At 67.6% G+C, this 23,123-nt stretch carries 20 protein-coding genes and 1 riboswitch; of the genes, 6 read left to right on the forward strand and 14 right to left on the reverse strand.

The window, feature by feature from the left end:
• Positions 1 to 135: 135 nt before the first annotated feature.
• The 5 genes from pilB to zapD all read left to right on the forward strand — a co-directional run bounded on the left by pilB (position 136) and on the right by zapD (position 5,617).
• A complete protein-coding gene (gene pilB, locus ACJMKZ_RS04990; RefSeq protein ID WP_405232093.1) occupies positions 136 to 1,860 on the forward strand; it encodes a type IV-A pilus assembly ATPase PilB in 1,725 nt (574 codons plus the stop codon).
• Between the two features lie 47 nt (positions 1,861 to 1,907).
• A complete protein-coding gene (locus tag ACJMKZ_RS04995; protein ID WP_405232094.1) occupies positions 1,908 to 3,122 on the forward strand; it encodes a type II secretion system F family protein in 1,215 nt (404 codons plus the stop codon).
• 61 nt (positions 3,123 to 3,183) lie between these two features.
• Positions 3,184 to 4,071 carry a prepilin peptidase gene (locus ACJMKZ_RS05000; protein ID WP_405232095.1) on the forward strand — a complete coding sequence of 296 codons (888 nt, stop codon included), beginning with the start codon at positions 3,184 to 3,186 and terminating at the stop codon, positions 4,069 to 4,071.
• Between the two features lie 7 nt (positions 4,072 to 4,078).
• Positions 4,079 to 4,711: a dephospho-CoA kinase gene (gene coaE, locus ACJMKZ_RS05005; RefSeq protein ID WP_405232096.1), complete on the forward strand. Its 633-nt coding sequence runs from the start codon at positions 4,079 to 4,081 to the stop codon at positions 4,709 to 4,711.
• A 102-nt stretch (positions 4,712 to 4,813) separates the two neighbouring features.
• Entirely contained in the window at positions 4,814 to 5,617 is an 804-nt protein-coding gene (gene zapD / locus ACJMKZ_RS05010; RefSeq protein WP_405232097.1) for a cell division protein ZapD, read from the forward strand.
• 23 nt (positions 5,618 to 5,640) lie between these two features.
• On the opposite strand, the gene mutT is transcribed toward zapD, so the two are convergent.
• The 3 genes from mutT to ACJMKZ_RS05025 all read right to left on the reverse strand — a co-directional run bounded on the left by mutT (position 5,641) and on the right by ACJMKZ_RS05025 (position 9,910).
• Entirely contained in the window at positions 5,641 to 6,054 is a 414-nt protein-coding gene (mutT, locus tag ACJMKZ_RS05015; RefSeq protein ID WP_405232098.1) for an 8-oxo-dGTP diphosphatase MutT, read from the reverse strand.
• A complete protein-coding gene (secA, locus tag ACJMKZ_RS05020; RefSeq protein ID WP_405232099.1) occupies positions 6,051 to 8,804 on the reverse strand; it encodes a preprotein translocase subunit SecA in 2,754 nt (917 codons plus the stop codon). Before secA ends, mutT begins: the two co-directional genes overlap by 4 nt.
• Before the next feature lie 176 nt (positions 8,805 to 8,980).
• Entirely contained in the window at positions 8,981 to 9,910 is a 930-nt protein-coding gene (locus ACJMKZ_RS05025; protein WP_405232100.1) for a M23 family metallopeptidase, read from the reverse strand.
• 170 nt (positions 9,911 to 10,080) lie between these two features.
• A riboswitch (cyclic di-GMP riboswitch) is annotated at positions 10,081 to 10,166 on the reverse strand.
• Positions 10,167 to 10,266: 100 nt separating this feature from the next.
• Between ACJMKZ_RS05025 and ACJMKZ_RS05030 the strand changes: the two genes are divergently transcribed.
• Positions 10,267 to 10,575, forward strand: a complete 309-nt coding sequence (locus ACJMKZ_RS05030) for a DciA family protein (RefSeq protein WP_405232101.1) — start codon at positions 10,267 to 10,269, stop codon at positions 10,573 to 10,575.
• Between the two features lie 4 nt (positions 10,576 to 10,579).
• Here the strand turns inward: ACJMKZ_RS05030 and lpxC are convergent, their stop codons facing one another.
• The 11 genes from lpxC to mraY all read right to left on the reverse strand — a co-directional run bounded on the left by lpxC (position 10,580) and on the right by mraY (position 23,123).
• Positions 10,580 to 11,488, reverse strand: a complete 909-nt coding sequence (lpxC, locus tag ACJMKZ_RS05035; RefSeq protein WP_405232102.1) for a UDP-3-O-acyl-N-acetylglucosamine deacetylase — start codon at positions 11,486 to 11,488, stop codon at positions 10,580 to 10,582.
• 330 nt (positions 11,489 to 11,818) lie between these two features.
• Complete coding sequence (ftsZ, locus tag ACJMKZ_RS05040; RefSeq protein ID WP_405232103.1) at positions 11,819 to 12,964, reverse strand: cell division protein FtsZ; 1,146 nt, start codon at positions 12,962 to 12,964, stop codon at positions 11,819 to 11,821.
• Between the two features lie 81 nt (positions 12,965 to 13,045).
• Positions 13,046 to 14,281, reverse strand: coding sequence for a cell division protein FtsA (gene ftsA, locus ACJMKZ_RS05045; protein ID WP_405232104.1), 1,236 nt, complete (start codon positions 14,279 to 14,281; stop codon positions 13,046 to 13,048).
• Entirely contained in the window at positions 14,282 to 15,094 is an 813-nt protein-coding gene (locus tag ACJMKZ_RS05050) for a cell division protein FtsQ/DivIB (protein WP_405232105.1), read from the reverse strand.
• On the reverse strand, positions 15,084 to 16,055 hold the full coding sequence (locus ACJMKZ_RS05055; protein WP_405233137.1) for a D-alanine--D-alanine ligase: 972 nt from the start codon (positions 16,053 to 16,055) through the stop codon (positions 15,084 to 15,086). Before ACJMKZ_RS05055 ends, ACJMKZ_RS05050 begins: the two co-directional genes overlap by 11 nt.
• A gap of 11 nt (positions 16,056 to 16,066) precedes the next feature.
• A complete protein-coding gene (gene murB, locus ACJMKZ_RS05060; RefSeq protein WP_405232106.1) occupies positions 16,067 to 16,963 on the reverse strand; it encodes a UDP-N-acetylmuramate dehydrogenase in 897 nt (298 codons plus the stop codon).
• Positions 16,960 to 18,387, reverse strand: coding sequence for a UDP-N-acetylmuramate--L-alanine ligase (murC, locus tag ACJMKZ_RS05065; protein ID WP_405232107.1), 1,428 nt, complete (start codon positions 18,385 to 18,387; stop codon positions 16,960 to 16,962). Before murC ends, murB begins: the two co-directional genes overlap by 4 nt.
• The gene (gene murG / locus ACJMKZ_RS05070) at positions 18,384 to 19,472 is read right to left on the reverse strand and encodes an undecaprenyldiphospho-muramoylpentapeptide beta-N-acetylglucosaminyltransferase (RefSeq protein ID WP_405232108.1); all 1,089 of its coding nucleotides are present in this window, start codon (positions 19,470 to 19,472) and stop codon (positions 18,384 to 18,386) included. The genes murC and murG overlap by 4 nt, the downstream gene beginning before the upstream one ends.
• Positions 19,469 to 20,665: a putative lipid II flippase FtsW gene (ftsW, locus tag ACJMKZ_RS05075; protein ID WP_405232109.1), complete on the reverse strand. Its 1,197-nt coding sequence runs from the start codon at positions 20,663 to 20,665 to the stop codon at positions 19,469 to 19,471. The genes murG and ftsW overlap by 4 nt, the downstream gene beginning before the upstream one ends.
• A complete protein-coding gene (gene murD / locus ACJMKZ_RS05080; protein WP_405232110.1) occupies positions 20,662 to 22,044 on the reverse strand; it encodes a UDP-N-acetylmuramoyl-L-alanine--D-glutamate ligase in 1,383 nt (460 codons plus the stop codon). The genes ftsW and murD overlap by 4 nt, the downstream gene beginning before the upstream one ends.
• Entirely contained in the window at positions 22,041 to 23,123 is a 1,083-nt protein-coding gene (mraY, locus tag ACJMKZ_RS05085) for a phospho-N-acetylmuramoyl-pentapeptide-transferase (protein WP_405232111.1), read from the reverse strand. Before mraY ends, murD begins: the two co-directional genes overlap by 4 nt.

Raw genomic sequence — 23,123 nt, forward strand, 5'->3', positions numbered from 1 at the left:
GTGCCTGGCGTGAATTTCACACAACCCGTTCCTTATTTGTGACGACGCGCACAAAACCAAGTTGATCACCCCCGGCAGATGGGTGAGACTATGGTGCTCCGGGTCGAGCGTATATAGGGAGCATTGGCGCAGCCCATGGCCGTAACCGCCTCACAGACTACTCTGTCCGGCCTGCCGCGAAGGCTGGTCCAGGATGGTATTGTCTCCGAGGACGTGGTGAGCCAGGCCTCCGACGATGCCCGCAACGCCAAAATCTCCCTGGTTGCCCACCTGGTCACATCCAATCTGGCCGACGCACGTGCGATAGCGATCGCCGCCTCGCATGAATTCGGCGTCCCGCTGCTGGACCTGGATGCCATCGACGTCGACCTCGATACGGTCCGCTCGGTCGACCAGAAGCTCCTGAACAAGCACCGGGTGATCCCGCTCATCCTGCGTGGCAAACGCCTGTTCCTCGGTGTCGCGGACCCGACCGATCTGCAGGCGATAGACGAGATCAAGTTCCAGACCGGCCTGCGGGTCGATCCTGTCGTCGTTGAGCAGGACAAGCTCGAGGAACAGGTCTCCAAGGCGCTGGAAGCCGTCGACACGCGGATGACGGCGTTCGACGATGAGGACTTCGACGACCTGGACAACCTCGAGGTCTCGAGTGGCGTCGACGAAGATCAGGACGATATCAGCCGGGACGAAATCGAAGACGCGCCGGTCGTCCGCTTCGTCAACAAGGTACTTCTCGACGCGATCAAGCGGGGCGCCTCGGACATCCACTTCGAGCCTTACGAGAAGTACTTCCGAGTGCGTACCCGGCAGGACGGCGTGCTAAAGGAGATCGCCCAGCCGCCCGCGGGACTCGCCGGCAAGGTCTGCGCCCGACTGAAGGTCATGTCCCGGCTGGACATCGCGGAACGCCGCGTGCCACAGGACGGCCGCATGAAGATGCGGCTGTCGAAGAACCGGGCGATCGACTTCCGTGTGAACACGTGCCCTACCCTGTTCGGCGAGAAGATCGTCCTGCGTATCCTCGATCCGTCCAGTGCCAAGCTGGGCATCGATGCACTGGGTTACGAAGAGCAGCAGAAAGAGCTTTACCTCAAGCACCTGAACAAGCCGTACGGGATGATCCTCGTGACGGGCCCCACCGGCAGCGGTAAGACCGTCTCGCTCTACACGGGACTCAACATCCTCAACACCGAGGACCGGAACATCTCCACCGCGGAAGACCCCGCGGAGATCAACCTGCCCGGCATCAACCAGGTTAACGTGAACCCGAAGGTGGGCCTGACGTTTGCTTCGGCCCTGAAGGCCTTCCTCCGCCAGGACCCCGACGTCATCATGGTTGGCGAGATTCGTGACCTCGAGACCGCAGAGATCGCGATCAAGGCGGCCCAGACGGGTCACCTGGTGCTCTCCACCCTGCACACCAATGACGCACCGAAGACACTGACTCGTCTCGTGGACATGGGTGTGAAGCCATATGCCATCGCCTCCTCCGTCAGCCTGATCATCGCCCAGCGCCTCGCAAGACGCCTGTGCGACAACTGCAAGGAGCAGAAGGACATACCCGATGCCGCGCTCCTGAAGGAAGGCTTCACCGAGGAAGAGGTCGCAAAGGGCATCACGATCTTCGGCCCCGTGGGCTGCAATCTGTGTACGGACGGCTACAAAGGCCGCCTCGGCATCTTCCAGGTCATGGAAGTCACGGAAACCATCGGCAGGATCATCATGGACGAAGGCAATGCGATGATGATCGCGGAACAGGCCGCGAAGGAAGGCGTCTGGGACCTGCGGCGCGCCGGCCTTCAGAAAGTCATCAACGGCCTGACGGGACTGGAAGAAATCAACCGGGTGACGGTCGAATGATAATGCCGACCGCAACGTAACGACAGGAACAGTCTGGATACGGAATCATGGCTGAAGCAGCACTCAAGACCACCCCGTTCAACTGGGAAGGCACGGACCGCCGCGGCAACAAGATCAAGGGCAAGACCCTGGCCGCCAGCGAGGCGGCGGTGCGGGCGGAACTCCGCCGCCAGGGCGTCGTGCCGAGCCGCATCCGCAAGCAGCAGAAACTGTTCAGCGGCCAGAGCAAGATCACGACCGCGGATATCGCGATCTTCAGCCGCCAGCTGGCCACCATGCTGTCGGCCGGTATCCCGCTGGTTCAGGCCTTCGAGATCGTCGGCAACGGCCATGAGAACGAGGCCATGCAGAAGCTGATCCTCGCCATCAAGGCCGACGTCGAGGGCGGCGCGTCCCTGCACGAGGCACTGGCCAAGCATCCGCTCTATTTCGACGACCTCTTCGTCAACCTGGTCGAGGCCGGGGAGCAGGCCGGTGCGCTCGAAACGCTACTGGACAAGATCGCCACCTACAAGGAGAAGACGGAGGCGATCAAGAAGAAGATCAAGAAGGCGCTGTTTTATCCGGCAGCGGTGGTCGCGGTCGCAGTCATCGTGACCGTGATCCTGCTGATCTTCGTAATCCCGGCCTTCGAGGACTTGTTCAAGGGCTTCGGCGCAGATCTGCCAGGGTTTACCCGCATGGTCGTGGACCTCTCGAATTTCGTCCGCGACAAAGGTTGGCTGTTGTTGATAGGGCTAATTGCAGCGGTATCCGCGTTTCTCTATTTCAAGAAGCGATCGCGAGCCATGCGTCATTTCCTCGACCGCCTGAGCCTGAAGTTTCCGGTTGTCGGCCCGATCCTGGAGAAGTCCGCCATCGCCCGCTACGCCCGCACGCTGTCCACCATGTTCAGCGCCGGCGTGCCGCTGGTGGAGGCGCTGGAATCGGTCGCAGGCGCTTGTGGCAACATCGTGTACGAGGAAGGTGTGATGCGGATGCGTGACGAGGTCGCCACCGGTCAGCGCCTGCAGCAATCCATGGAGAACACGGATCTATTCCCGAATATGGTGATCCAGATGATCGCCGTCGGCGAGGAGTCCGGTCAGCTCGACACCATGTCGGCCAAGGTCGCCGACTTCTACGAGGAAGACGTGGACGCAGCGGTGGACAGCATGAGCAGCCTGCTGGAGCCGCTGATCATGGCCATCCTCGGTGTGCTGGTCGGCGGTCTCGTGGTCGCGATGTACCTGCCGATCTTCAAGATGGGTTCGGTGGTCTGACGCGCTGGATCGGCGCACTCTCGCGCACTGACTCGCCGACCGGGCCCGCCGGAGGATCCCGATGAGCCTGGTAGAACTCCTCAGCAGCATGCCGGCGCTGTGGCTGACCGTCGTCGGTCTACTCAGCCTGCTGATCGGCAGCTTCCTGAACGTGGTCATCCTGCGCTTGCCCGTGATGATGGAACGCGAGTGGCGCGCCCAGGCCGCCGCCGTCGAGGGTCGGGACGAAGAACCCGCCGAGCCGTTCAACCTGGTAGTACCCCGCTCCCGCTGTCCGAAATGCGGGGCCGTCGTCCGTGCCTGGCAGAACGTCCCAATCCTGAGCTACGTGTTGCTGCGCGGCCGCTGCGCGGAGTGCTCTACTCCCATAGGCCTGCGCTACCCGGTGGTCGAGGGCTTCACCGCGCTGGCCTCGGTGCTCATCGCCTGGCGCTTCGGCGTCACACCGGAGGCCGTCGCGGCGCTGGTCTTCACCTGGACGCTGATCGCGCTGGCCGTGATCGACATCGATCACCAATTGCTGCCGGACTCTCTGACGCTGCCGCTCCTCTGGCTCGGCCTGCTCCTGTCGCTCTGGCACGAGACGGCCGGCGGCACGGTGCTGTTCCAGACGCCGCGCGAAGCGATCATCGGTGCGGCCGCCGGCTATCTTTCACTGTGGTCGGTGTATCACCTGTTCCGCATCGTGACCGGCAAGGAAGGGATGGGCTACGGCGACTTCAAGCTGCTGGCGGCCCTCGGCGCCTGGCTCGGCTGGCAGATGCTGCCCCTGATCATCCTGCTCTCGGCCGCCGTTGGCGCGGTCGTCGGCATCGCGCTCATGGTCTTCACCCGCCGCGGCCGGGACGTGCCGATTCCCTTCGGTCCCTATCTGGCGGCGGCGGGGTGGATCGCGCTACTGTATGGACGCGAGATCATCGACGCTTACCTCGGCATGTGGCAGGGCTGAACAGACCATGACCCGACATCCGTCCGCAGACGACATTCTGCGCATCGGCCTGACCGGCGGCATCGCCAGCGGCAAGACGGCCGTCTCCGACATGTTCGCGAAGCTGGGCGCACCGGTCATCGACACGGACCGCATCGCCCGGGAAGTGGTGCAGCCGGGCCGACCGGCGCTGGCCGAGATCGTCGAGGAGTTCGGCGAAGACGTATTGAAAGCCGACGGCAGCCTGGACCGCCGCGCGCTGCGCGAGCGCGTGTTCACCGAGGACGGTGCCCGGCAGCGCCTCGAGGCGATCACCCATCCCCGCATCCGGGACGAGACGCTGCGGCGCATGCACAACGCCGGCGGCCCGTATCAGGTCATCGTGGTCCCCCTGCTGGTGGAATCGGGTTTCGGCGCCCTGGTGGACCGGGTGCTGGTCGTAGACTGCCCGCCGGAGGTGCAGCGGCAGCGACTGATGGAGCGAGACGGCGAGTCGGCCGAGACCGCCGAGGCGATGATGCGCTCCCAGACCGACCGCGAGTCGCGACTCGATGCGGCCGACGACGTGGTCGACAACGCCGGCTCGCTGGAAGACACCCGGCGCCAGGTCGAGCACCTGCACAACCGCTATCTGGCACTGGCCCGGGCGGACGAAGACTGACTGTCGCGACTCTGCGACACCCGGGGCCACACGGTCATCGCACAAAAGCCTGTGCTGACAGGACATTTGCCCTGGCCGCGTCCGCTGGCGCAGAATAGCCGGATGCCGCAAGTCGCCAGAGAAGATACCGCACCCGAAACCGCCAGGCAGCGGGTGGAGTACGAGCAGCCGCTGAGCGAGCGCATGCGAACGTTCCTGCGGCTGGAGTTCCTTTACCAGCAGACGCTCTATCACTGCGAGACCGAATCCGACTGGGGCACCCGCGCCGCCATCTCGAGCCTGCTGGAGATCACCTCCATCCTTACCCGCGGCGACGTCCGCAGCGAGGTGATGAAGGAGCTGGAACGCCAGCTGGGAACGCTGGAGGGCTACCGCAGCCAGCCCGGTGTGGACATGGGCCGCCTGCGCACGCTGCTCGGCAATCTGGAGCAGGCCCGCGGCGAGGTCAGCCGCACCGGCCCGCACTTTCTGCAGCCGCTGAAGGAATGCGAGTTCCTGAGCTCGATCAAGCACCGCAGCGCCATCCCCGGCGGCACCTGCGAGTTCGACCTGCCCGACTACAGCCACTGGCTGCGCCAGCCGTGGGAACAGCGCATGGAGAATCTCGAGAGCTGGCTGAAGGTGATCCGTCCCGTGTGCGATGCCGTGCTGGAGCTGATGTGGCTGATCCGCGAGAGCGCCATCCCCCAGGAGCGCACCGCGACGGGCGGCATGTATCAGGACACGATCGCGAAGGACAATCCCTGCCGCCTGCTGCGCGTGTCGCTGCCGCCGGGCAGCACGCTGTTTCCGGAGATCAGCGGCAGCCCCCACCGCTTCACCGTCCGCTTCATGGAGTGGTCGGACATCGACTCCCGCGCGGTGCAGACCGGCGGCGACGTAGCATTCCGCCTGAGCATCTGCTGAGGTCTGGCCGAACCCGGCCGAAATTACCCCACCTTGTCCCGCTGCAGCGCCTCCAGCACCGGCGCATCGGCCTCCAGCATGTCGTAGTCGAATAACTCCGCAGGGTTAGCCCAGGCGAGTTCCTGCCGCTCGAGCGCCTGCACGCGGCCGCGCCAGCCGGTCACCAGATGGAAGTCGAGCGCCACGCTGCGTTCGGGGTAGTCGTGCTCCAGCGCCATGAAGGGGCTGGCCCCGAGCACCTCGATGCCGATCTCCTCCGCCAGTTCCCGCCGCAGGGCGGCCAGCGGTTCCTCGCCCGGGGCGATCTTGCCACCGGGGAATTCCCAGCGGCCGGCGCCATGCTTGCCGGGCTGACGCCTGCTGATCAGGATGCGGCCGTCATTGTCGCGGAGGATCCCCGCCACCACCTGCAGGCGGGGACGGGGTGCGTCGGTCACGACAGCCGGCCGTGGCACTGCTTGTATTTCTTCCCGCTGCCGCAGGGGCAGGGCTCGTTGCGCCCGATCTTGCGGCCCTCTCGCACGAACGGCTGCACCGGCTCGGCGGCCGCACCGCCTCCGCCGCCGCCTGCCACCGCCTCGGCCGCAGCAGCAGACGCCGTCGCTGCCGTGGCGCCGGAGGCCAGCGCCGAGGACTGGGCGTGCTGGAACTCCATGGCCTTCTTGGCCCGCTGCTCGGCCTCCATGCGCTCCACCTCTTCCTGGCTGCGCAGCCGCACCCGCATCAGGATGCTGATGGTGTCGTGCTTCACCTGCTCGAGCATCTGCCCGAACATCTCGAAGGCCTCGCGCTTGTATTCCTGCTTCGGGTTCTTCTGGGCGTAGCCCCGCAGGTGGATGCCCTGACGCAGGTAATCCATGGCCGCCAGGTGCTCCTTCCAGTGCAGATCCAGCTGGGAGAGCATGACCTGCTTCTCGAAGCCCCGCATGATGGGCTCGCCGATCTCGGCGACCTTCTGCTCGTAATAGTCCTTCGCGAACTCGACGATGCGGTCGCAGAGTTGATCCGCGTTCAGGGTCTTCTCTTTCTCCAGCCACTCGGCGACGGGCAGGTCGAGCCCGAAGTCGGCGCGCAACGCCTGCTGCAGACCCTCCGGGTCCCACTGCTCCTCGACGCTGCCCCGCGGGATGAACTCCTGCACCGCCGTCTCCACGACCTCGTCGCGGATATTCTCCACGGACTCGGCGACGTCATCGGCTTCCATGAGTTCCGAGCGCTGGTGGTAGACGACCTTGCGCTGGTCGTTGGCGACGTCGTCGTACTCCAGCAGCGACTTGCGGATGTCGAAGTTGTGCGCCTCCACCTTACGCTGGGCCTTCTCGATCTGGCGCGACAACAGTCCGCTCTCGATGGCCTCGCCGTCACGCATGCCCACGCGCTGCAGCAGGCTCTTCGTGCGGTTGGGATCGCCGAAGATGCGCATCAGGCTGTCTTCCATGGACAGGTAGAAGCGGCTCGAACCCGGATCGCCCTGGCGGCCGGAACGGCCGCGCAGCTGGTTGTCGATGCGCCGCGACTCGTGGCGCTCGGTGCCGACGATATGCAGGCCGCCGGCCTCCAGCACCTGGTCGTGCCGCTTCTGCCACTCCGCGATCACGGCCTCGCGCTGCTCGTCCGTGGCATCCTCGCCCATTTCGGCGAGTTCGGCGTCCCTGTTGCCGCCCAGCACGATGTCCGTACCGCGGCCGGCCATGTTGGTGGCGATGGTAATGGTGCCGGGACGCCCGGCGTCCTCCACCACCTTCGCCTCGCGCTCGTGCTGCTTCGCGTTCAGCACCTGATGCGGGATCTGCTTCTTCTTCAGCAGGCCGGACAGGAGCTCCGAGTTCTCGATGGAGGTGGTGCCCACCAGCACCGGCTGACCCCGCTCCCGGCAGTCGACGATGTCCTCGATGATGGCCTCGAACTTGTCGTTCTGGTTCAGGAACACGAGATCCGGATGATCCGCGCGGACCATCGGCCGATGGGTCGGGATCACTACCACCTCGAGGCCGTAGATGGACTGGAACTCGAAGGCCTCGGTGTCCGCCGTGCCCGTCATGCCGGCGAGCTTCTGGTACATGCGAAAGAAGTTCTGGAAGGTGATCGACGCGATGGTCTGGTTCTCTTCCTTCACCCGCACGCCTTCCTTGGCCTCCACCGCCTGGTGCAGGCCGTCGGACCAGCGCCGGCCCGGCATCGTGCGGCCGGTGAACTCGTCCACGATGACGATCTCGCCGTCCTTGACGATGTAGTCCACGTCGCGCTGGTACATGGCGTGCGCACGCAGCGCCGCCATCAGGTGATGCATGAGCTTGATGTTGCCGGCATCGTAGAGGCTCTCACCGGGCTGTATCAGCCCCGCCTTCGTCATCAACTCCTCGACGTGCTGATGGCCCTCTTCGGTGAGATAGACCTGCTTGGTCTTCTCGTCCGGCATGTAGTCGCCCGGCCCTTCTTCCTCCTCCTGCTTCACGAGCTTCGGCACCAGCTTGTTGATTTTCTCGTAGAGCTCGGTGCGCTCCTCGGAGGGGCCGGAGATGATCAGCGGCGTGCGCGCCTCGTCGATGAGGATGGAGTCCACCTCGTCGACGATGCCGTAGGCGAGCTTGCGCTGCGCCCGGTCCTCGGTCGAGAACGCCAGGTTGTCGCGCAGGTAGTCGAAGCCGAGTTCGTTGTTGGTCGCGTAGGTGATGTCCGCGCCGTAGGCTTCACGCTTTTCCGCCGGCGACTGGCCGCTGCGGATCACGCCCACCTCGAGCCCGAGGAAGTTGTACACGGGGCCCATCCAAGCCGCGTCACGGCTGGCCAGGTATTCATTCACCGTGACGATGTGCACGCCTTCGCCGGTGAGCGCGTTGAGATACGCGGGCAGGGTCGCGACCAGGGTCTTGCCCTCGCCGGTCTTCATCTCGGCGATCTTGCCCTCGTGCAGCACCAGGCCGCCGATCAGCTGCACGTCGAAGTGGCGCATGCCCACGGTGCGGCCGGCCGCCTCGCGCACGGCGGCGAAGGCCTCGGGGATGAGGCTGTCCAGCTGCTCGCCATTGGCGAGTCGTTCGCGGAACGCCGGCGTCATGGCCGCGAGTTCCTCGTCGCTCTTGCTGCGGTATTCGTCTTCCAGCGCGTTGATGGCCTTGACGAGCTTCGAATACGACTTGACCAGACGCTCGTTGCGACTGCCGAATATCTTTGTGAGAAATGCCACTGGGTTATCCGTCCTGAAACGCGCTCTGATACGCGAAAGAGCGCCGTCGGCCGTCGCGGCGGCGGCGCTCGATTGGGGTTAGCCCGATTGGGGTTAGCCCGATTGGGGTTAGCCCGAAAAGGGCTATTCTAAAGGCAGCGGGTGCGCCGCGTCTAAAAAGGGCTGGCGTCGGGGGCTCAGCTGCCGCTGGCGCGGATGTACTTGAGCGGATTGACCGACTTGCCCTCGTAGAGGACTTCGAAATGCAGGTTGGGGCCGGTCGCCCGACCGGTCGCTCCCATGTGCGCAATAATCTGTCCTTTCCTGACTTCATCACCCACATTCACGAAGTTCTCGGCGTTGTGCGCGTAACGGGTCACGTAGCCGTCGCCGTGGTCGATCTCCACCATCTGGCCGTAGCCATAACGCTTGCCCGAGTAGGTCACCACGCCGGCGCCGACGGCGACGATCTCCGCGCCGGCCTTGCCGGCGAAGTCCACGCCCTTGTGCCACGCCTGCTTGCCGGTGAACGGGTCGGTACGCCGCCCGTAGTAGGACGACAGCCAGCCCGACTTCACGGGCCGCCCTTCCGGCCTGATCTGCTCGTTGAGATTGCGGGTGAGGAGCACACTTTCAAGGACGCCGAGCTGCTTTTCCCGATCGCTCAGCTGCTGGGAGAGCTCGTCCAGCGAGGTCAGGATCTCTGCGACACCGCCGCCGCCCAGCTCTTCGGGCTCCTCCGGACCGCCGATGGCGGGCGGGGACTCGAAGTCGAATTCGCCGTCCTGCAGCTCGGCCATCTCCGTAAGACGGCGCCCGAGGGCATCCAGCCGGATGACGTGGGCGTTCATCTGCCCGAGACGAATGGCCAGCGCGTCCAGTGTTTCTTCCGTCTCGCGCCGGGCCGCCTCGATCTCGCGCCGCTGCTCCGCCAGTTGCTCGGACATGGCGCGCAACTCGGCCGTGTCCGCCTGGGTGCCGTGCTGGCGTGCGAAGAAGTAACCGCTGCCGAAGACGGCTGCCGCGAAGACACCGACGATGGTGCCTGCCATGACGAGGGTGAGGGGCGCGCCGAGGTCGATCTGGCGCACGCCCGTGCGGCGGCGGCTGAATATGACGAGATTCATCGATTGCAGTCCCGATTACGAGTCGGATCCCGGTCCGAAAAGCCGTTCCAATAACACCACCGACCGGGAATTGTTGGTCGCTCTTGTTCCGACCTGTGACCGACGAAACCGCCTGCTCTGGCGTGACTGCCCGGCTTGTGCAGCAATGTCGGCTTCAGTCTGATCGTCATCCCGGCAACCCCGCTGTCCGGGGCTCGGGACCCGCGGACCGGAAGCTTTGCGTCCCCGGCTCACACCGGGTTTGCCCTTTTCGAGACCGTCAATATGCATAATGCAGGCCGGCAGTTCAAGGAATTGCATCCGCCGGAGGGGTCCTTCAGGGTCAATCTGTGAGGCGGTTAACATCCAGGGAAGCCATGAACGAGAAGAAGCTCGGCAATCTGCTCTCCCGGCCCGACAGTCCGCTCGCCGGCATCGTCGAGCGCGCCCGGGCCATGGAGACCCTCACCGCGGCCGTGCGGGCCGCCCTGTCCGAGGACGCGCGCGCCCATCTGGTCTCCGCCGCGCGGCGGGACGACGGCACGCTGGTGCTGGTCACCGAGTCGTCGGCGTGGGCGGCGCGTCTGCGTTTCGCCGCGGACGAGGCGCTGGCAGCGGCCCGCCGCTACGGCGTCACCGCCGAGTCGGTGAGCGTGCTGGTACGCCCCGGGCGCGAAGAAGAGTAGCCGCTCAGGCGAATACCGGGCTCGCGTAGGAAATCGGCGCCTTGCGGCGATCATCGAAGGTGACCGCCTGCCAGGCCGTCTCGTCCTCGAGCAGGCGCCGCAGCAGCAGGTTGTTCAGCTCGTGGCCGGAACGATAGCCGCTGAACTCACCGATCAGGCTGTGGCCCAGCAGATAAAGGTCGCCGATGGCGTCAAGAATCTTGTGTTTGACGAACTCATCGTCGTAACGCAGGCCGTCCTCGTTCAGGATGCGGTAGTCGTCCAGCACGATGGCGTTGTCCATGCTGCCGCCCAGCGTCAGGTTGTTCGCCCGCAGCGTCTCGATGTCGCGCATGAAGCCGAACGTCCGCGCCCGACTCACCTCGCGGAGGAAAGACGTCGTGGAGAAGTCGATGGAAGCCCGCTGGGCATGCTTCTTGAAAACCGGATGATCGAAGGCGATCTCGAGGTTTACCTTGAAACCGTTGAACGGCCGGAATTCCACCCACTTGTCGTCCTGCTCGATGCGCACCGGCTTGCGGATGCGGATGAGTTTCTTGGGGGCATTCTGCTCTTCGATGCCGGCAGACTGCAGCAGGAAGACGAACGGGCCCGCGCTGCCGTCCATGATGGGCACTTCCGGCGCGCTCAGATCGACGTAGCAGTTGTCTATGCCGAGACCGGCCAGCGCCGACATCAGGTGCTCGACCGTCGCCACGCGCACGTCGCCATCGACCAGCGTCGTGCCGAGCATCGTCTCGCCCACCCGGTGCGCTTCGGCACGGATCTCGACCGGCGGTTCCAAGTCGGTCCGGCGGAAGACAATACCGCTGTTCGGTGCGGCCGGGCGCAGCGTCATGTAGACCTTGCGGCCCGAATGCAGGCCGACTCCGGTCGCGCGGATGGCCGTTTTCAGCGTTCTCTGTTGCAGCATGGCTACATTTCCCGACGCGGCCCTGCTCTCTCCCAGGCACGGCCGTTAGTAATGACAATCCCGCGGAAAGCACCGCCGGATCACGAATATTCACTGATTGCAGTCTGCGCTGACCGCGGTTCATCCACCGCGTCACAACGCACATGTTGCGCAAAAGCAACGGCGAATGCCCTGAAAACACACCGGCAAAGACACCGGATTTCAGGCAGTTACGACCGTTGCTTCACGCGTCAACAGATAACGATATCACAGCGTTTTTTTGCAGTGCAAGAAAAAAGGCCGGGGCGACCCCTTCCGTGGGTCGCCCCGGCCGAGCGGAGGCGGCAGCGGTCAGTCGGCCTGGCGGCGCAGGAACGCCGGGATATCCAGCAGGTCCTCCTGCAGCCCCAGGTCGCTGATGCCGTCGCCGACGGCACGCTTGCGCTGCACCGTCGGCTTCTCGAGTTCGCCGTAATTCGGTTCCGCACGTGCGGACCCGGACCGGCGCACCACCCGCATGGGCGTGCCGGCGGCCATGGCCGGCTGGCCGAGTCCGGTGGCCACGACGGTCACCCGTATCGTGTTGCTCATGTCGGGATCGATCACCGTGCCGACGACCACGGTGGCGTCGTCGGAGGCGAATTCCTTGATGGTGTTGCCCACTTCCTGGAATTCGCCGATGGACAGATCCATGCCCGCCGTGACGTTCACCAGGATGCCGTTCGCGCCGGCCAGGTTGATGTCCTCGAGCAGCGGGCTCGAGACGGCGGCCTCGGCCGCTTCCCGTGCACGATCCTCGCCCGAAGCCGCGCCGGAGCCCATCATCGCCATGCCCATCTCGGCCATCACCGTGCGCACGTCGGCGAAGTCGACGTTGATGAGGCCGGGCCGGGTGATCAGCTCGGCGATGCCCTGCACGGCGCCCTGCAGTACCTGGTTGGCCGCGCGGAACGCGTCCAGCAGGGTGGTCTCGCCGCCGAGCACGGTCAGCAGTTTCTCGTTCGGGATCGTGATCAGCGAATCCACGTATTTGCCCAGCTCGGCGATACCCTGGTCGGCGATCTTCATCCGCTTCGAGCCTTCCATGCCGAACGGCTTCGTGACCACGGCCACGGTCAGGATGCCGAGCTCCCTTGCCACCTGGGCCACCACCGGGCCGGCGCCCGTGCCCGTGCCGCCGCCCATCCCGGCGGTGATGAAGAGCATGTCGGCGCCCTCGATCACCTCCTGGATCCGGTCCCTGTCCTCCATGGCCGCCTGGCGGCCCACGTCCGGGTTGGCGCCGGCGCCGAGCCCTTTCGTGATATTGCAGCCGATCTGCAGCGCGGTGCGCACCTCGGCATTCTTCAGCGCCTGGGCATCGGTATTGGCGCAGATGAAATCCACCCCTTCGATGCCGGCCTCCACCATGTGCGCGACGGCGTTGCCGCCGCCGCCACCCACGCCGATCACCTTGATGACCGCGCTCTGGCTGTATGCATCCATCAGTTCGAACATGTCGCTTCCTCCGCTCTCAACATTCCAATGTCGTTGCTCTCAGTACCTTCAGCCGACGGCATCACCGCCGGCATCCGCTCTCTAGAAATGGCTCTGGAACCACGCACGCATGCGCGCCAGCACCTCTTTCAATCCGCCCCCCATCGGGACCTCGTTCTCCTGCCGGGTCAGGTTCTCGTAGCCGTACAGCAGCAGCCCGACGCCGGTGGCGTGTATCGGGTTGCGCACCACGTCCGACAGGCCCTTCACGTACTGGGGGATGCCGAGCCGGACGGGCATGTGGAAGACCTCCTCGGCCAGCTCCACGGCACCCTCCATCTTCGCGCTGCCGCCGGTCACGACGATGCCGGCGGCGATCAGCTCCTCGAAGCCGCTGCGCCTGAGCTCGTCACGCACCAGCGTGAACAGCTCCTCGTAGCGGGGCTCCACCACCTCGGCCAGGGTCTGGCGGGCGAGCCGCCGCGGCGGCCGGTCGCCGACGCTGGGCACCTCGATGGTCTCGTCCGGGTTGGCGAGCTGGGACAGCGCGCAGGCGTATTTGATCTTGATGTCCTCGGCGTACTGCGTGGGCGTACGCATCGAGACCGCGATGTCGTTGGTGACCTGGTCCCCTGCGATGGGGATGACCGCCGTGTGCTGGATGGCACCGCCCAGGAAGACCGCGATATCGGTGGTGCCGCCGCCGATATCGACGATGGCCGCGCCGAGTTCCTTCTCGTCCTCGGTCAGCACCGAATAGCTGGAGGCGAGCTGCTCGAGGACGATGTCGTCCACCTCCAGGCCGCAGCGCTGCACGCACTTGACGATGTTCTGGGCCGCGCTCTCCGCGCCCGTCACCATGTGCACCTTCGCCTCCAGGCGGACTCCGGACATGCCCACCGGCTCGCGGATGCCCTCCTGGCTGTCGATGATGAATTCCTGCGGCAGGATGTGGAGGATCTTCTGATCGGCCGGGATGGCCACCGCCCGCGCGGCGTCGATGACCCGCTCCACGTCGCTCGGGCTCACTTCCTTGTCCCGGATGGCGACGATGCCGTGAGAATTCAGGCTGCGCACATGGCTGCCGGCGATGCCCGTGTACACCGAGTGGATGTCGCAGCCGGCCATCAGCTCAGCCTCCTCGATGGCGCGCTGGATCGAGTGCACGGTCGACTCGATGTTCACCACCACGCCTTTCTTCAGGCCGCGGGAGGGATGCGAGCCGATGCCGATCACCTCAATCTCGCCGGCCTCCGACAGCTCGCCCACTATCGCCACCACTTTCGAGGTGCCGATATCCAGTCCGACGATGAGGTTCTTGTCCGCCTTCCTGGACATCTAGCCCGCTCCCCTGGCCGCCACGACGGGCGAGCCGTCCGAATCCCGGCTCGCCCAGGCCGCTTCCTTCCAGCCGATGGAGAAACCGTTCGAGTAGCGCATGTCGATATGTGAGATGTCTCCCTCCCTGGCCGCGACCATGTCGACGACCGTCTCCAGAAACAGCGCCAGGCGCTCGTCCACCGCCCTGCGGCCGAGCCGGACCTGGATGCCGTTGGTGAGCGTCAGCTGCCAGGCGCCGCGGGCGTCGAGCCGGACGGCGGCCAGATCCAGGCCCGCCTCGATCAGCGGACCGCGCACCGCGAGATAGCGGGCAGCCACCTCAGCCGCGCTGCCCTCGGGCCCTGACAGCCGGGGCAGCTCCGCCGGGATGTGGCGCGCTTCTGTGAGGAACAGCTCGCCGCGCACGTTCAGCAGTCCGCTCTCGCCCCAGCGCGCCGCAGGCACCTGCTCGCTCACCGCCACCCTGAGTTCGTCCGGCCACTCGCGCCGCACGGTGGCCGCGTCCACCCAGGCCAGCGCCTCGAGCCGGCGCCGCATCGCGCCGAGATCGGCACTCAGGAAACCGTCCCGCAGCCCTTCGGCGATGGCCTCCTCGATGCGGGCCTCGGTCACCCGCTGGAAAGGCGCATCGATGGTGACGGCACGGATCGGCCGGTCGAGGGCCAGCGCACTCACCTGATAGGTGGCACCGATCAGCGCCAGCGCGCACAGCGCCGTCAGGATCCCGGTCACGGGTATCTGCGGCAGCTTCAGCTGCACGGCCGGCTTCTGCCGCGGCGCCTTTCTGCGCTTCGCCTGCTTACGCGCCATTGGCAGACCTCCGTGTCTCCACGGCCGGCAGCTCGGCCATACTCGTCTCGAGGATGCGCCAGCACAGCGTGGAGAAGTCGATGTCCGCCCCGGCGGCGGCCATGGGCACCAGGCTCTGGCCGGTCATGCCGGGCACGGTGTTGATCTCGAGCAGCTGGGGCACGCGGTCGGCCCCCAACATGAAGTCCACCCGGCCCCAGCCGCTGCAGCCCAGCGCCCGGAAGGCGGCCAGCGCCTGGCGATGCAGGTCCTGCTCGAGGGCCGGCTCGTCGGTGCCGGGACAGTGATAGCGGGTGTCGCCGGACTCGTACTTGGCCGCGTAGTCGTAGAAGACCCGCGGCGTCTCGATGCGGATGGACGGCAGCGCGGCCCCCTGCAGCACGGCCACCGTGAACTCCTCGCCGTCCACCCATTCCTCGACGATCACCTCGTCGTCGTAGTCCGCCGCCGCGGCCCACGCGGCCGCGAGTTCGGCCCGGCTCTCCACGCGGCGCATGCCGACGCTCGAGCCCTGCCCTGCGGGCTTGACGATCAGCGGCAGGTCGAGGGCGGCGAGCGCCTGCTCCAGCCCGGCCTCGCTGCGCACCGTCCGCCAGGGCGGCGTCGCCAGGCCGGCGGCCGAGAACAGCATCTTGCTGCGCACCTTGTCCATGGCCAGCGCGGAGGCCATCACGCCGCTGCCCGTGTAGGGGATGCCGGCCCACTCCAGCGCTCCCTGCAGCGTGCCGTCCTCGCCGCCCGGGCCGTGCAGGGCGATGCAGACCCTGTCGAATCCCGCCGTCAGGAAATCGGCGAAGCGGTGCTCCGCCGGATCCCACGCGGCCGCGTCCACGCCCGCCTCGCGGAGCGCCGCCAGCACGGCGCCGCCGCTGCGCAGCGACACCTCACGCTCGCTCGAGGAGCCGCCGTACATCACGGCCACCCGGCCGAAGGCGGCGGCGTCCTGCACGGTCCTGACCACGTCCGCGGCGCTCATGCGGCCTCCCCCACGATGCGGACCTCGTGGCGCAGCTTCACGCCGTGCTCGCGCTCGACCGTGGCCTGCACGAGGTCGATCAGCGCCTCGATGTCGGCGGCCGTGGCGCCGCCGTCGTTGATGATGAAATTCGCGTGCTTCTCCGAGACCACGGCGCCACCGATGCGCCGGCCCTTCAGCCCGGCGACCTCGATCAGCCGGGCGGCGTGATCGCCGGGCGGGTTGCGGAACACGGAGCCGCAGCTCGGCAGGCCGATCGGCTGGGTGGACTTGCGCCGTTCCACCAGCTCGTTCAGGCGCTCGATGGTCGCCTCGCTCTCGGGCTCGAAGTGGAAGTGCGCCGCGATGAACCATTCGTCCGCGGGGCCGCGCACGCTGCGGTAGCCGATCTCGTAGTCCTCCGGCGTGCGCCCGCGCAGCTCGCCGCGCCGGGACAGGGTCTCGACGCGCACGACGCAGTCCCAGGTCTCGCCGCCGAAGGCGCCGGCGTTCATCGTGAGCGCGCCGCCGACCGTGCCCGGTATGCCGGAGAACCAGGCGCTGGGGCCGAGACCCCAGCGGGCACAGCGCCGCGCAAGCCGGGTGCAGGGCACGCCGGCCTCCGCGCGCACGCCGGTCTCGCCTTCGCGTTCGAGCGCGGACAGAAGCCCGGTCGTGGCGATGACCACGCCGCGGATGCCACCGTCGCGCACCAGCAGGTTGCTGCCGAGACCGACCCAGTGCACCGGAGTCGCCGGGTCGAGCTCGCGCAGGAAGGCGGCGAGGTCGTCCACGCCGGCCGGCCGGAAGTACAGGTCCGCCGGCCCGCCGACCCGCCAGGAGGTGTGACGGGACATGGGCTCGTCACGGCGCAGATCGCCGGCCGGCTGTTGTCTCATCGTCCCGGCGTTCATGGCTTCACGCTCCTCAGGCGCCCCTCGGCCAGCTTCTCCGGCAGGGCGGCGGCCTCCGCGCCGATGTCGCCGGCGCCCATGGTGAGCACGACGTCGCCGTCGCGGAGCATGTCCGGCAGCACCTCGGCCAGCCGGCCGAGATCCTCCAGGAACACGGGCTCGACGGCGCCGCGGCTGCGTACCGCCCGTGCGATCGCGCGGCCGTCGGCGCCCGCAATCGGGACCTCGCCGGCGGCGTAGACCTCGAGCAGCAGCAGCGCGTCGACCCGGGACAGCACGTCGGCGAAGTCGTCCAGCAAATCCCGGGTGCGGGTGTAGCGATGGGGCTGGAAGACGAGCACGAGCCGCCGCGACGGCCAGCGCTGGCGCGCGGCCTCCAGCGTCGCGGCCACCTCGGTGGGGTGGTGGCCGTAGTCGTCCACCAGCGTGACGCGGCCCGCGCGAGTCGCGACGCCGTCGTGCACCTGGAAGCGGCGGTCGATCCCCTCGAAACCGGCCAGCGCCGCCAGCACGGCGTCGTCGGCCACTTCCAGGTCCTGCGCCACCGCAATCGCGGCCAGGGCGTTCAGCACGTTGTGCGTGCCGGGCAGAGACAGGCGCACGTCCAAGTCCGGCGCATCGCCGGGCCGGCTGACCCGGAAGCGACTGCCGGCTTCGTCGAAATGGATATTGGTAGCGCGGACGTCCGCGTCCTCCGCCGTGCCGTAGGTCACCGCCGCGCGACCGATGTCGGGCAGGATGCCGCGCACGCCCTCGTCGTCCAGGCAGACGAAGGCGACGCCGTAGAACGGCAGGTTGTGCAGGAAGGCGACGAAGCTCTGATGCAGACGCCGCAGGTCGCCCTCGTAGGTCTCCATGTGATCGGCGTCGATGTTCGTGACCACCGCCATCATCGGCTGCAGGTGCAGGAACGAGGCGTCGCTCTCGTCTGCCTCGGCCACCAGGTAGTCGCCCGCGCCGAGCCGCGCGTTGGCGTCCGCGCTCTTCAGGCGGCCGCCGATGACGAAGGTGGGGTCGAGACCGCCCTCGGCGAGCACGCTCGCGATCAGGCTGGTGGTGGTCGTCTTGCCATGGGTGCCGGCCACTGCGATCGAGCGGCGGCTGAAACGCATCAGCTCGCCCAGCATCTCGGCGCGCTGCACCACTGGGCAGCGGCGCTCCTGGGCCGCCAGCACCTCCGGGTTGTCCGGCGTCACGGCGCTGGAGATCACCACCACGTCCGCCCCTTCCACGTTGGCCGGGTCGTGGCCGATACGCACGTCCGCGCCCAGGCGCTCCAGGCGGCGGGTGACGGCGTTGGCGCGCAGGTCCGAGCCGCGCACCTGGTAGCTTTGGTTCAGCAGCACCTCGGCGATGCCGCTCATGCCCGTGCCGCCGATGCCCACGAAGTGGATGAGGTGGACCCTGCGCATGCGATCGATCATCGGGCACCTCCTGCCGCGGCGAGGCAGAGTTCGGTGATCGTCGCGAGCGCCCGGGGCGCTGCCGTCGCGCGGGCGCGCTCCGCCCGCGCGAGCAGTGCCTCCCTGTCGCCGCCCAGCTCCTCGATGGCGACGGCCAGGCGCTCCGGCGTGAGCTCGCGCTCCTGCACGATAAGCGCCGCTCCCGCCTCCACGAGCACCGCGGCGTTGGCGGTCTGGTGGTCGTCCACCGCCGCCGGGAACGGGATGAACACGGCAGGCAGCCCCGCCATCGCCACTTCGGAGACCGTCAGCGCGCCGGCCCGGCAGACCACCAGGTCGGCCCAGGCGTAGGCCGCGGCCATGTCCTCGATGAACGGGGCGATCTCGGCATCCACCCCCGCGACCCGATACGCCTCCCGGGCGGCCTCCAGGGTCCGCTCGCCGGCCTGATGCCGCACCTCCGGCCGGATGCCGGAGGGCAGCGCGGCGACGGCGGATGGCAGCAGGCGGTTCAGCGCCAGGGCGCCCTGGCTCCCGCCCAGCACCAGCAACCGCAGGGGGCCTGCGCGGCCGCGCAGGCGCTCGGCGGGCGGCGGCAGTGCGGCGATGTCGCGGCGCACCGGATTACCCACCGTCTGCGCCGGAATGCGGCTGGAAAAGCTGCCCGGGAAGGCTTGCAGCACAACCCGGGCTAACCCAGCCAGAAGTCGGTTCGTCAGTCCCGGGACCGCGTTCTGTTCGTGGATGATCAGCGGCCGGCGGGTCAGCCACGCCGCGACGCCGCCGGGGCCGCTGACGAAGCCGCCCATGCCGAGCACCGCGGCGGGCCGCCGCCGTATCATGACGACGAGGGACTGCACCAGCGCGACGGCAAGGCGGAACGGCGCCAGCAGCCGGGTCGCGAGGCCCTTACCGCGCAGGCCGGAGATGCCGATCCACTCGATCTCGATGCCGGCCGCGGGCACCACCCGCGCCTCGAGCCCCCGGCGGGTGCCCAGCCACACCACCTCGCGGGCACGCTCGCGCAGGGCGTCCGCGACCGCCAGCGCCGGATAAACGTGGCCGCCGGTGCCGCCTGCCATGATCAGGATGGGCCGCGCGCTCATGACGAAGCCCTCTTGCGCCGCCGGCCGCGGCCGGTGCTGACCGGCGCGGCCGTCAGTTCGTGACACGCCCTGAGCACGAAGCCGATGCCGGCCAGCGTGACGATCAGGCTGCTGCGACCGTAGCTCACCAGCGGCAGCGGCAGCCCCTTGGTCGGCAGCAGTCCCATGTTCACGCCGATGTTGATGAACGCCTGCAGCCCCAGCCAGATGCCGAAGCCGAATACGGCGTAGGCCTGGAACCACTGCCCGGCTTCGGCCAGCTTCCTGGCGAGACCGAGGATGCGCCAGACCAGAGCGAGGAACAGGCCGATCAGTACCAGCGCGCCCAGCAGGCCGAACTCCTCGGCGAACACCGCGAAGACGAAATCGGTGTGCGCCTCCGGCAGGTAGAACATCTTCTGCACGCTCGCCCCGAGGCCCACGCCGAACCATTCGCCTCGGCCGATGGCGATCAGCGACTGGGTGAGCTGGAAACCGCTGTCGTAGGGATCCTCCCAGGGGTTCAGGAACGCGGTGAGGCGTCGCATGCGGTAAGGCGAGGTGACCGCCAGCGCGGCCAGCGCGGCAACGGCCGCAGCGAAGAACACCAGGAAGTCACGCAGACGCGCGCCGCCGATGAACAGCATTGCCAGCGCGGTGGCGACCAGCACCGTGGCCGCACCGAAATCGGGCTCCGCGAGCAGCAGCACCGCGGCAAAGCTGATCACCACCATCGGCTTCAGGAAGCCGACGAAGCGGCTGCTGAGATCCTGGCCGCGGCGGACGATATAGCCGGCCAGGTACAGGATGACCGCCAGCCGGGCGGGCTCGGACACCTGGATGGTGATGCTGCCCACGCGCAGCCAGCGGGTGGAGCCGTTCACCGCGTGGCCGACGCCCGGGATCAGCACCACGGCGAGCAGCGCCAGCGCCAGCAGCACCAGCAGGAAACCGCAGCGCTGCCAGACCGTCGTCGGCACGCACAGCATGAACAGCGCCGCGCCGAGACCCACGCCGATGGCCAGCAGCTGACGCCAGACGAACGCGAAACTGCCGACCTCGCCGCCGTCCGCCACCGCGATGGACGCCGAAGCGAGCACGACCAGACCGCCGAGCAGCAGCGTGGACGTCAGCGCCACCAGCACCGGATCCAGCGAAGGCTGCGGCATCAGGCGCACCGGGAACGGCAGGGCTGCGGAACTGGCGGCGCTCATGGGTCGAGCCCCTCCACCGCGGCGCGGAACGCATCGCCCCGCGCACGGTAATCCGCGTACATGTCCAGGCTGGCACAGGCGGGCGCCAGCACGACCGTATCCCCCCGCTCGGCGAGCGCCGCCGCCCGGGCCACGGCACTCTCCATGTCGTCCGCCGTCTCCACCGGCCCCACCGGGCCCAGCGTCTCGGCGAGCCGCGGCGCGTCCCGGCCGATCAGCACGGCGGCGCGCAGCCGTCCGCGCAGCGCCTCCGCCAGGGCATCGAAACGGGCGCCCTTGGCGTCGCCCCCGGCGATAAGCACGACGGGCGTCTCGATGCCCTGCACCGCGGCCACGGCCGCGCCCACGTTGGTGCCCTTGGAATCGTTGATCCAGGTGACCCCGTCCCGCTCGGCAATGAATTCGCTGCGGTGGGGCAGACCGCGGAACTCGATGGCGGCGTCCACCATGGCGTCCATGTCGAGCCCGAGACCCTCGCCGAGGGCCAGCGCCGCCAGGGTATTCAGCCAATTGTGCCGGCCGCACAGATGCAGCGCGCCGGCCGGCAGCAGCTCTTCGTCGCCGCGTGCCAGCCACCACTCGTCGGCGGCCTCGCGCAGGCCGTACTGGCCCGCGGGCGGGGCGTCGTCGCCGAAGCTGATACGCCGCTCCGGCAGTTCGATGCCGGCGGGCGGCGCTTCCGCCCGGTTGATCACGGCAATGTCGGCATCGCGGTAGATGCGGTACTTGGCGCGGGCGTAGGCGTCCATGGAGCCGTGCCAGTCCAGATGGTCGGCGCTCAGGTTCAGCACCGTCGCCACCCGCGCCGGCAGCCGGGCCGTGCGCTGCAGCTGGAAGCTGGAGAGCTCCAGCACGTAGTAGTCGGGCCGGGGCTCGTCCAGCAGGTCCAGCGCCGGGGTTCCGAGATTGCCGCCGGCCAGCGCCTTCACGCCGGCGCCCTCGCACAGGGCGGCCAGCAGGGAAACCACCGTGCTCTTGCCGTTGGAACCGGTCACCGCGGCGATGGGCGCCTCGGCCTCCTGCACGAACAGATCGATGTCGGAGAGCACCGGCAGGCCGCGCTCGCGGGCGGCTTCGAGCAGGGGCTCGGAGTCCCGGATGCCGGGCGAGACGACCAGCCGGTCCACGCCCTGCAGCAGCGCGGTGTCGAACGAGCCGGTGTGGATCTCGGCCCGGGGCAGTACCGAGCGCAGCACCTCGGCCCCGGCCGGCGCCGGGCGGCTGTCGGCGAAGCGCGCGGTGAGGCCCCGGCGGGCCAGCCAGCGTGCCACCGATTGTCCTGTGGCGCCCGCGCCGAGCACGAGCGTGGCCACCGCGCTGCCGCTGCCGCTGGCCTCGTCCCGCGCGTAGAGCGGTTTGCTGTCGGCGTAGCCCATCATCGGATCTTCAGACTCGACAGGCCGATCAGGACCAGCACCACGGTGATGATCCAGAACCGGACGATGACTTTCGGCTCCGCCCACCCCTTCAGTTCGAAGTGATGGTGCAGCGGTGCCATGCGAAAGATGCGCCGGCCGGTGAGCTTGTAGGAGACCACCTGCATCATGACCGAGACGGTTTCGACGACGAATACGCCACCCATCACCGCCAGGATCAGCTCCTGGCGGGTGACGACGGCGACCGTGCCGAGCGCGGCACCCAGTGCCAGCGCGCCGATGTCGCCCATGAACACCTGCGCCGGGTAGGTGTTGAACCAGAGGAAGCCGAGACCCGCGCCGGCCAGCGCCGCGCAGAACACCAGGATCTCTCCGGTGCCGGCGACGTAGGGGATGCCCAGATACTGGGAGAAATTCACGTTGCCGGTCACGTAGGCGAACACGCCCAGCGCGCCGCCGACCAGCACCGACGGCATGATGGCGAGGCCGTCGAGCCCGTCGGTGAGGTTGACCGCATTGCTGAAACCGACAATGTAGAAATAGGTGACCAACATCTGCGCCGCACCGAGCGGGATCGCGACGTCCTTCAGGAAGGGGATCAGCAGTGAGGTTTCCACCGGATCCACGGCGGTCACGTACAGGAACACGGCGGCGCCGACGGCGAACACGGACTGCCACAGCAGCTTGAAGCGCGGCGCCAGGCCGGTGGGGTCCTTCAGGATCAGCTTCTTGTAGTCGTCCACGAAGCCGATACCGCCGAACGCGAGAGTGACCAGCAGCACCACCCACACGAACCGGTTGGAGAGATCCGCCCAGAGCAGCGTGCTGACGGCGATGGCGATCAGGATCAGCGCGCCGCCCATGGTGGGCGTGCCGGCCTTCAGCAGATGCGTGGCCGGGCCGTCGTCGCGCACGGTCTGGCCGATCTGGCGCAGCGACAGGCGGGCGATCATGTAAGGGCCCACCACGAAGCAGATAACGAGCGCCGTGAGCGCGCCCAGGATCGCGCGCATCGTCAGATAGCTGAAGACGTTGAAGCCCGTTTCGAAGCGGGTCAGGTATTCGGTGAGCCAGAGCAGCAC

The sequence above is a fragment of the Lentisalinibacter salinarum genome, assembly GCF_040706555.1.
GTDB lineage: Bacteria > Pseudomonadota > Gammaproteobacteria > Steroidobacterales > Woeseiaceae > Lentisalinibacter > Lentisalinibacter salinarum.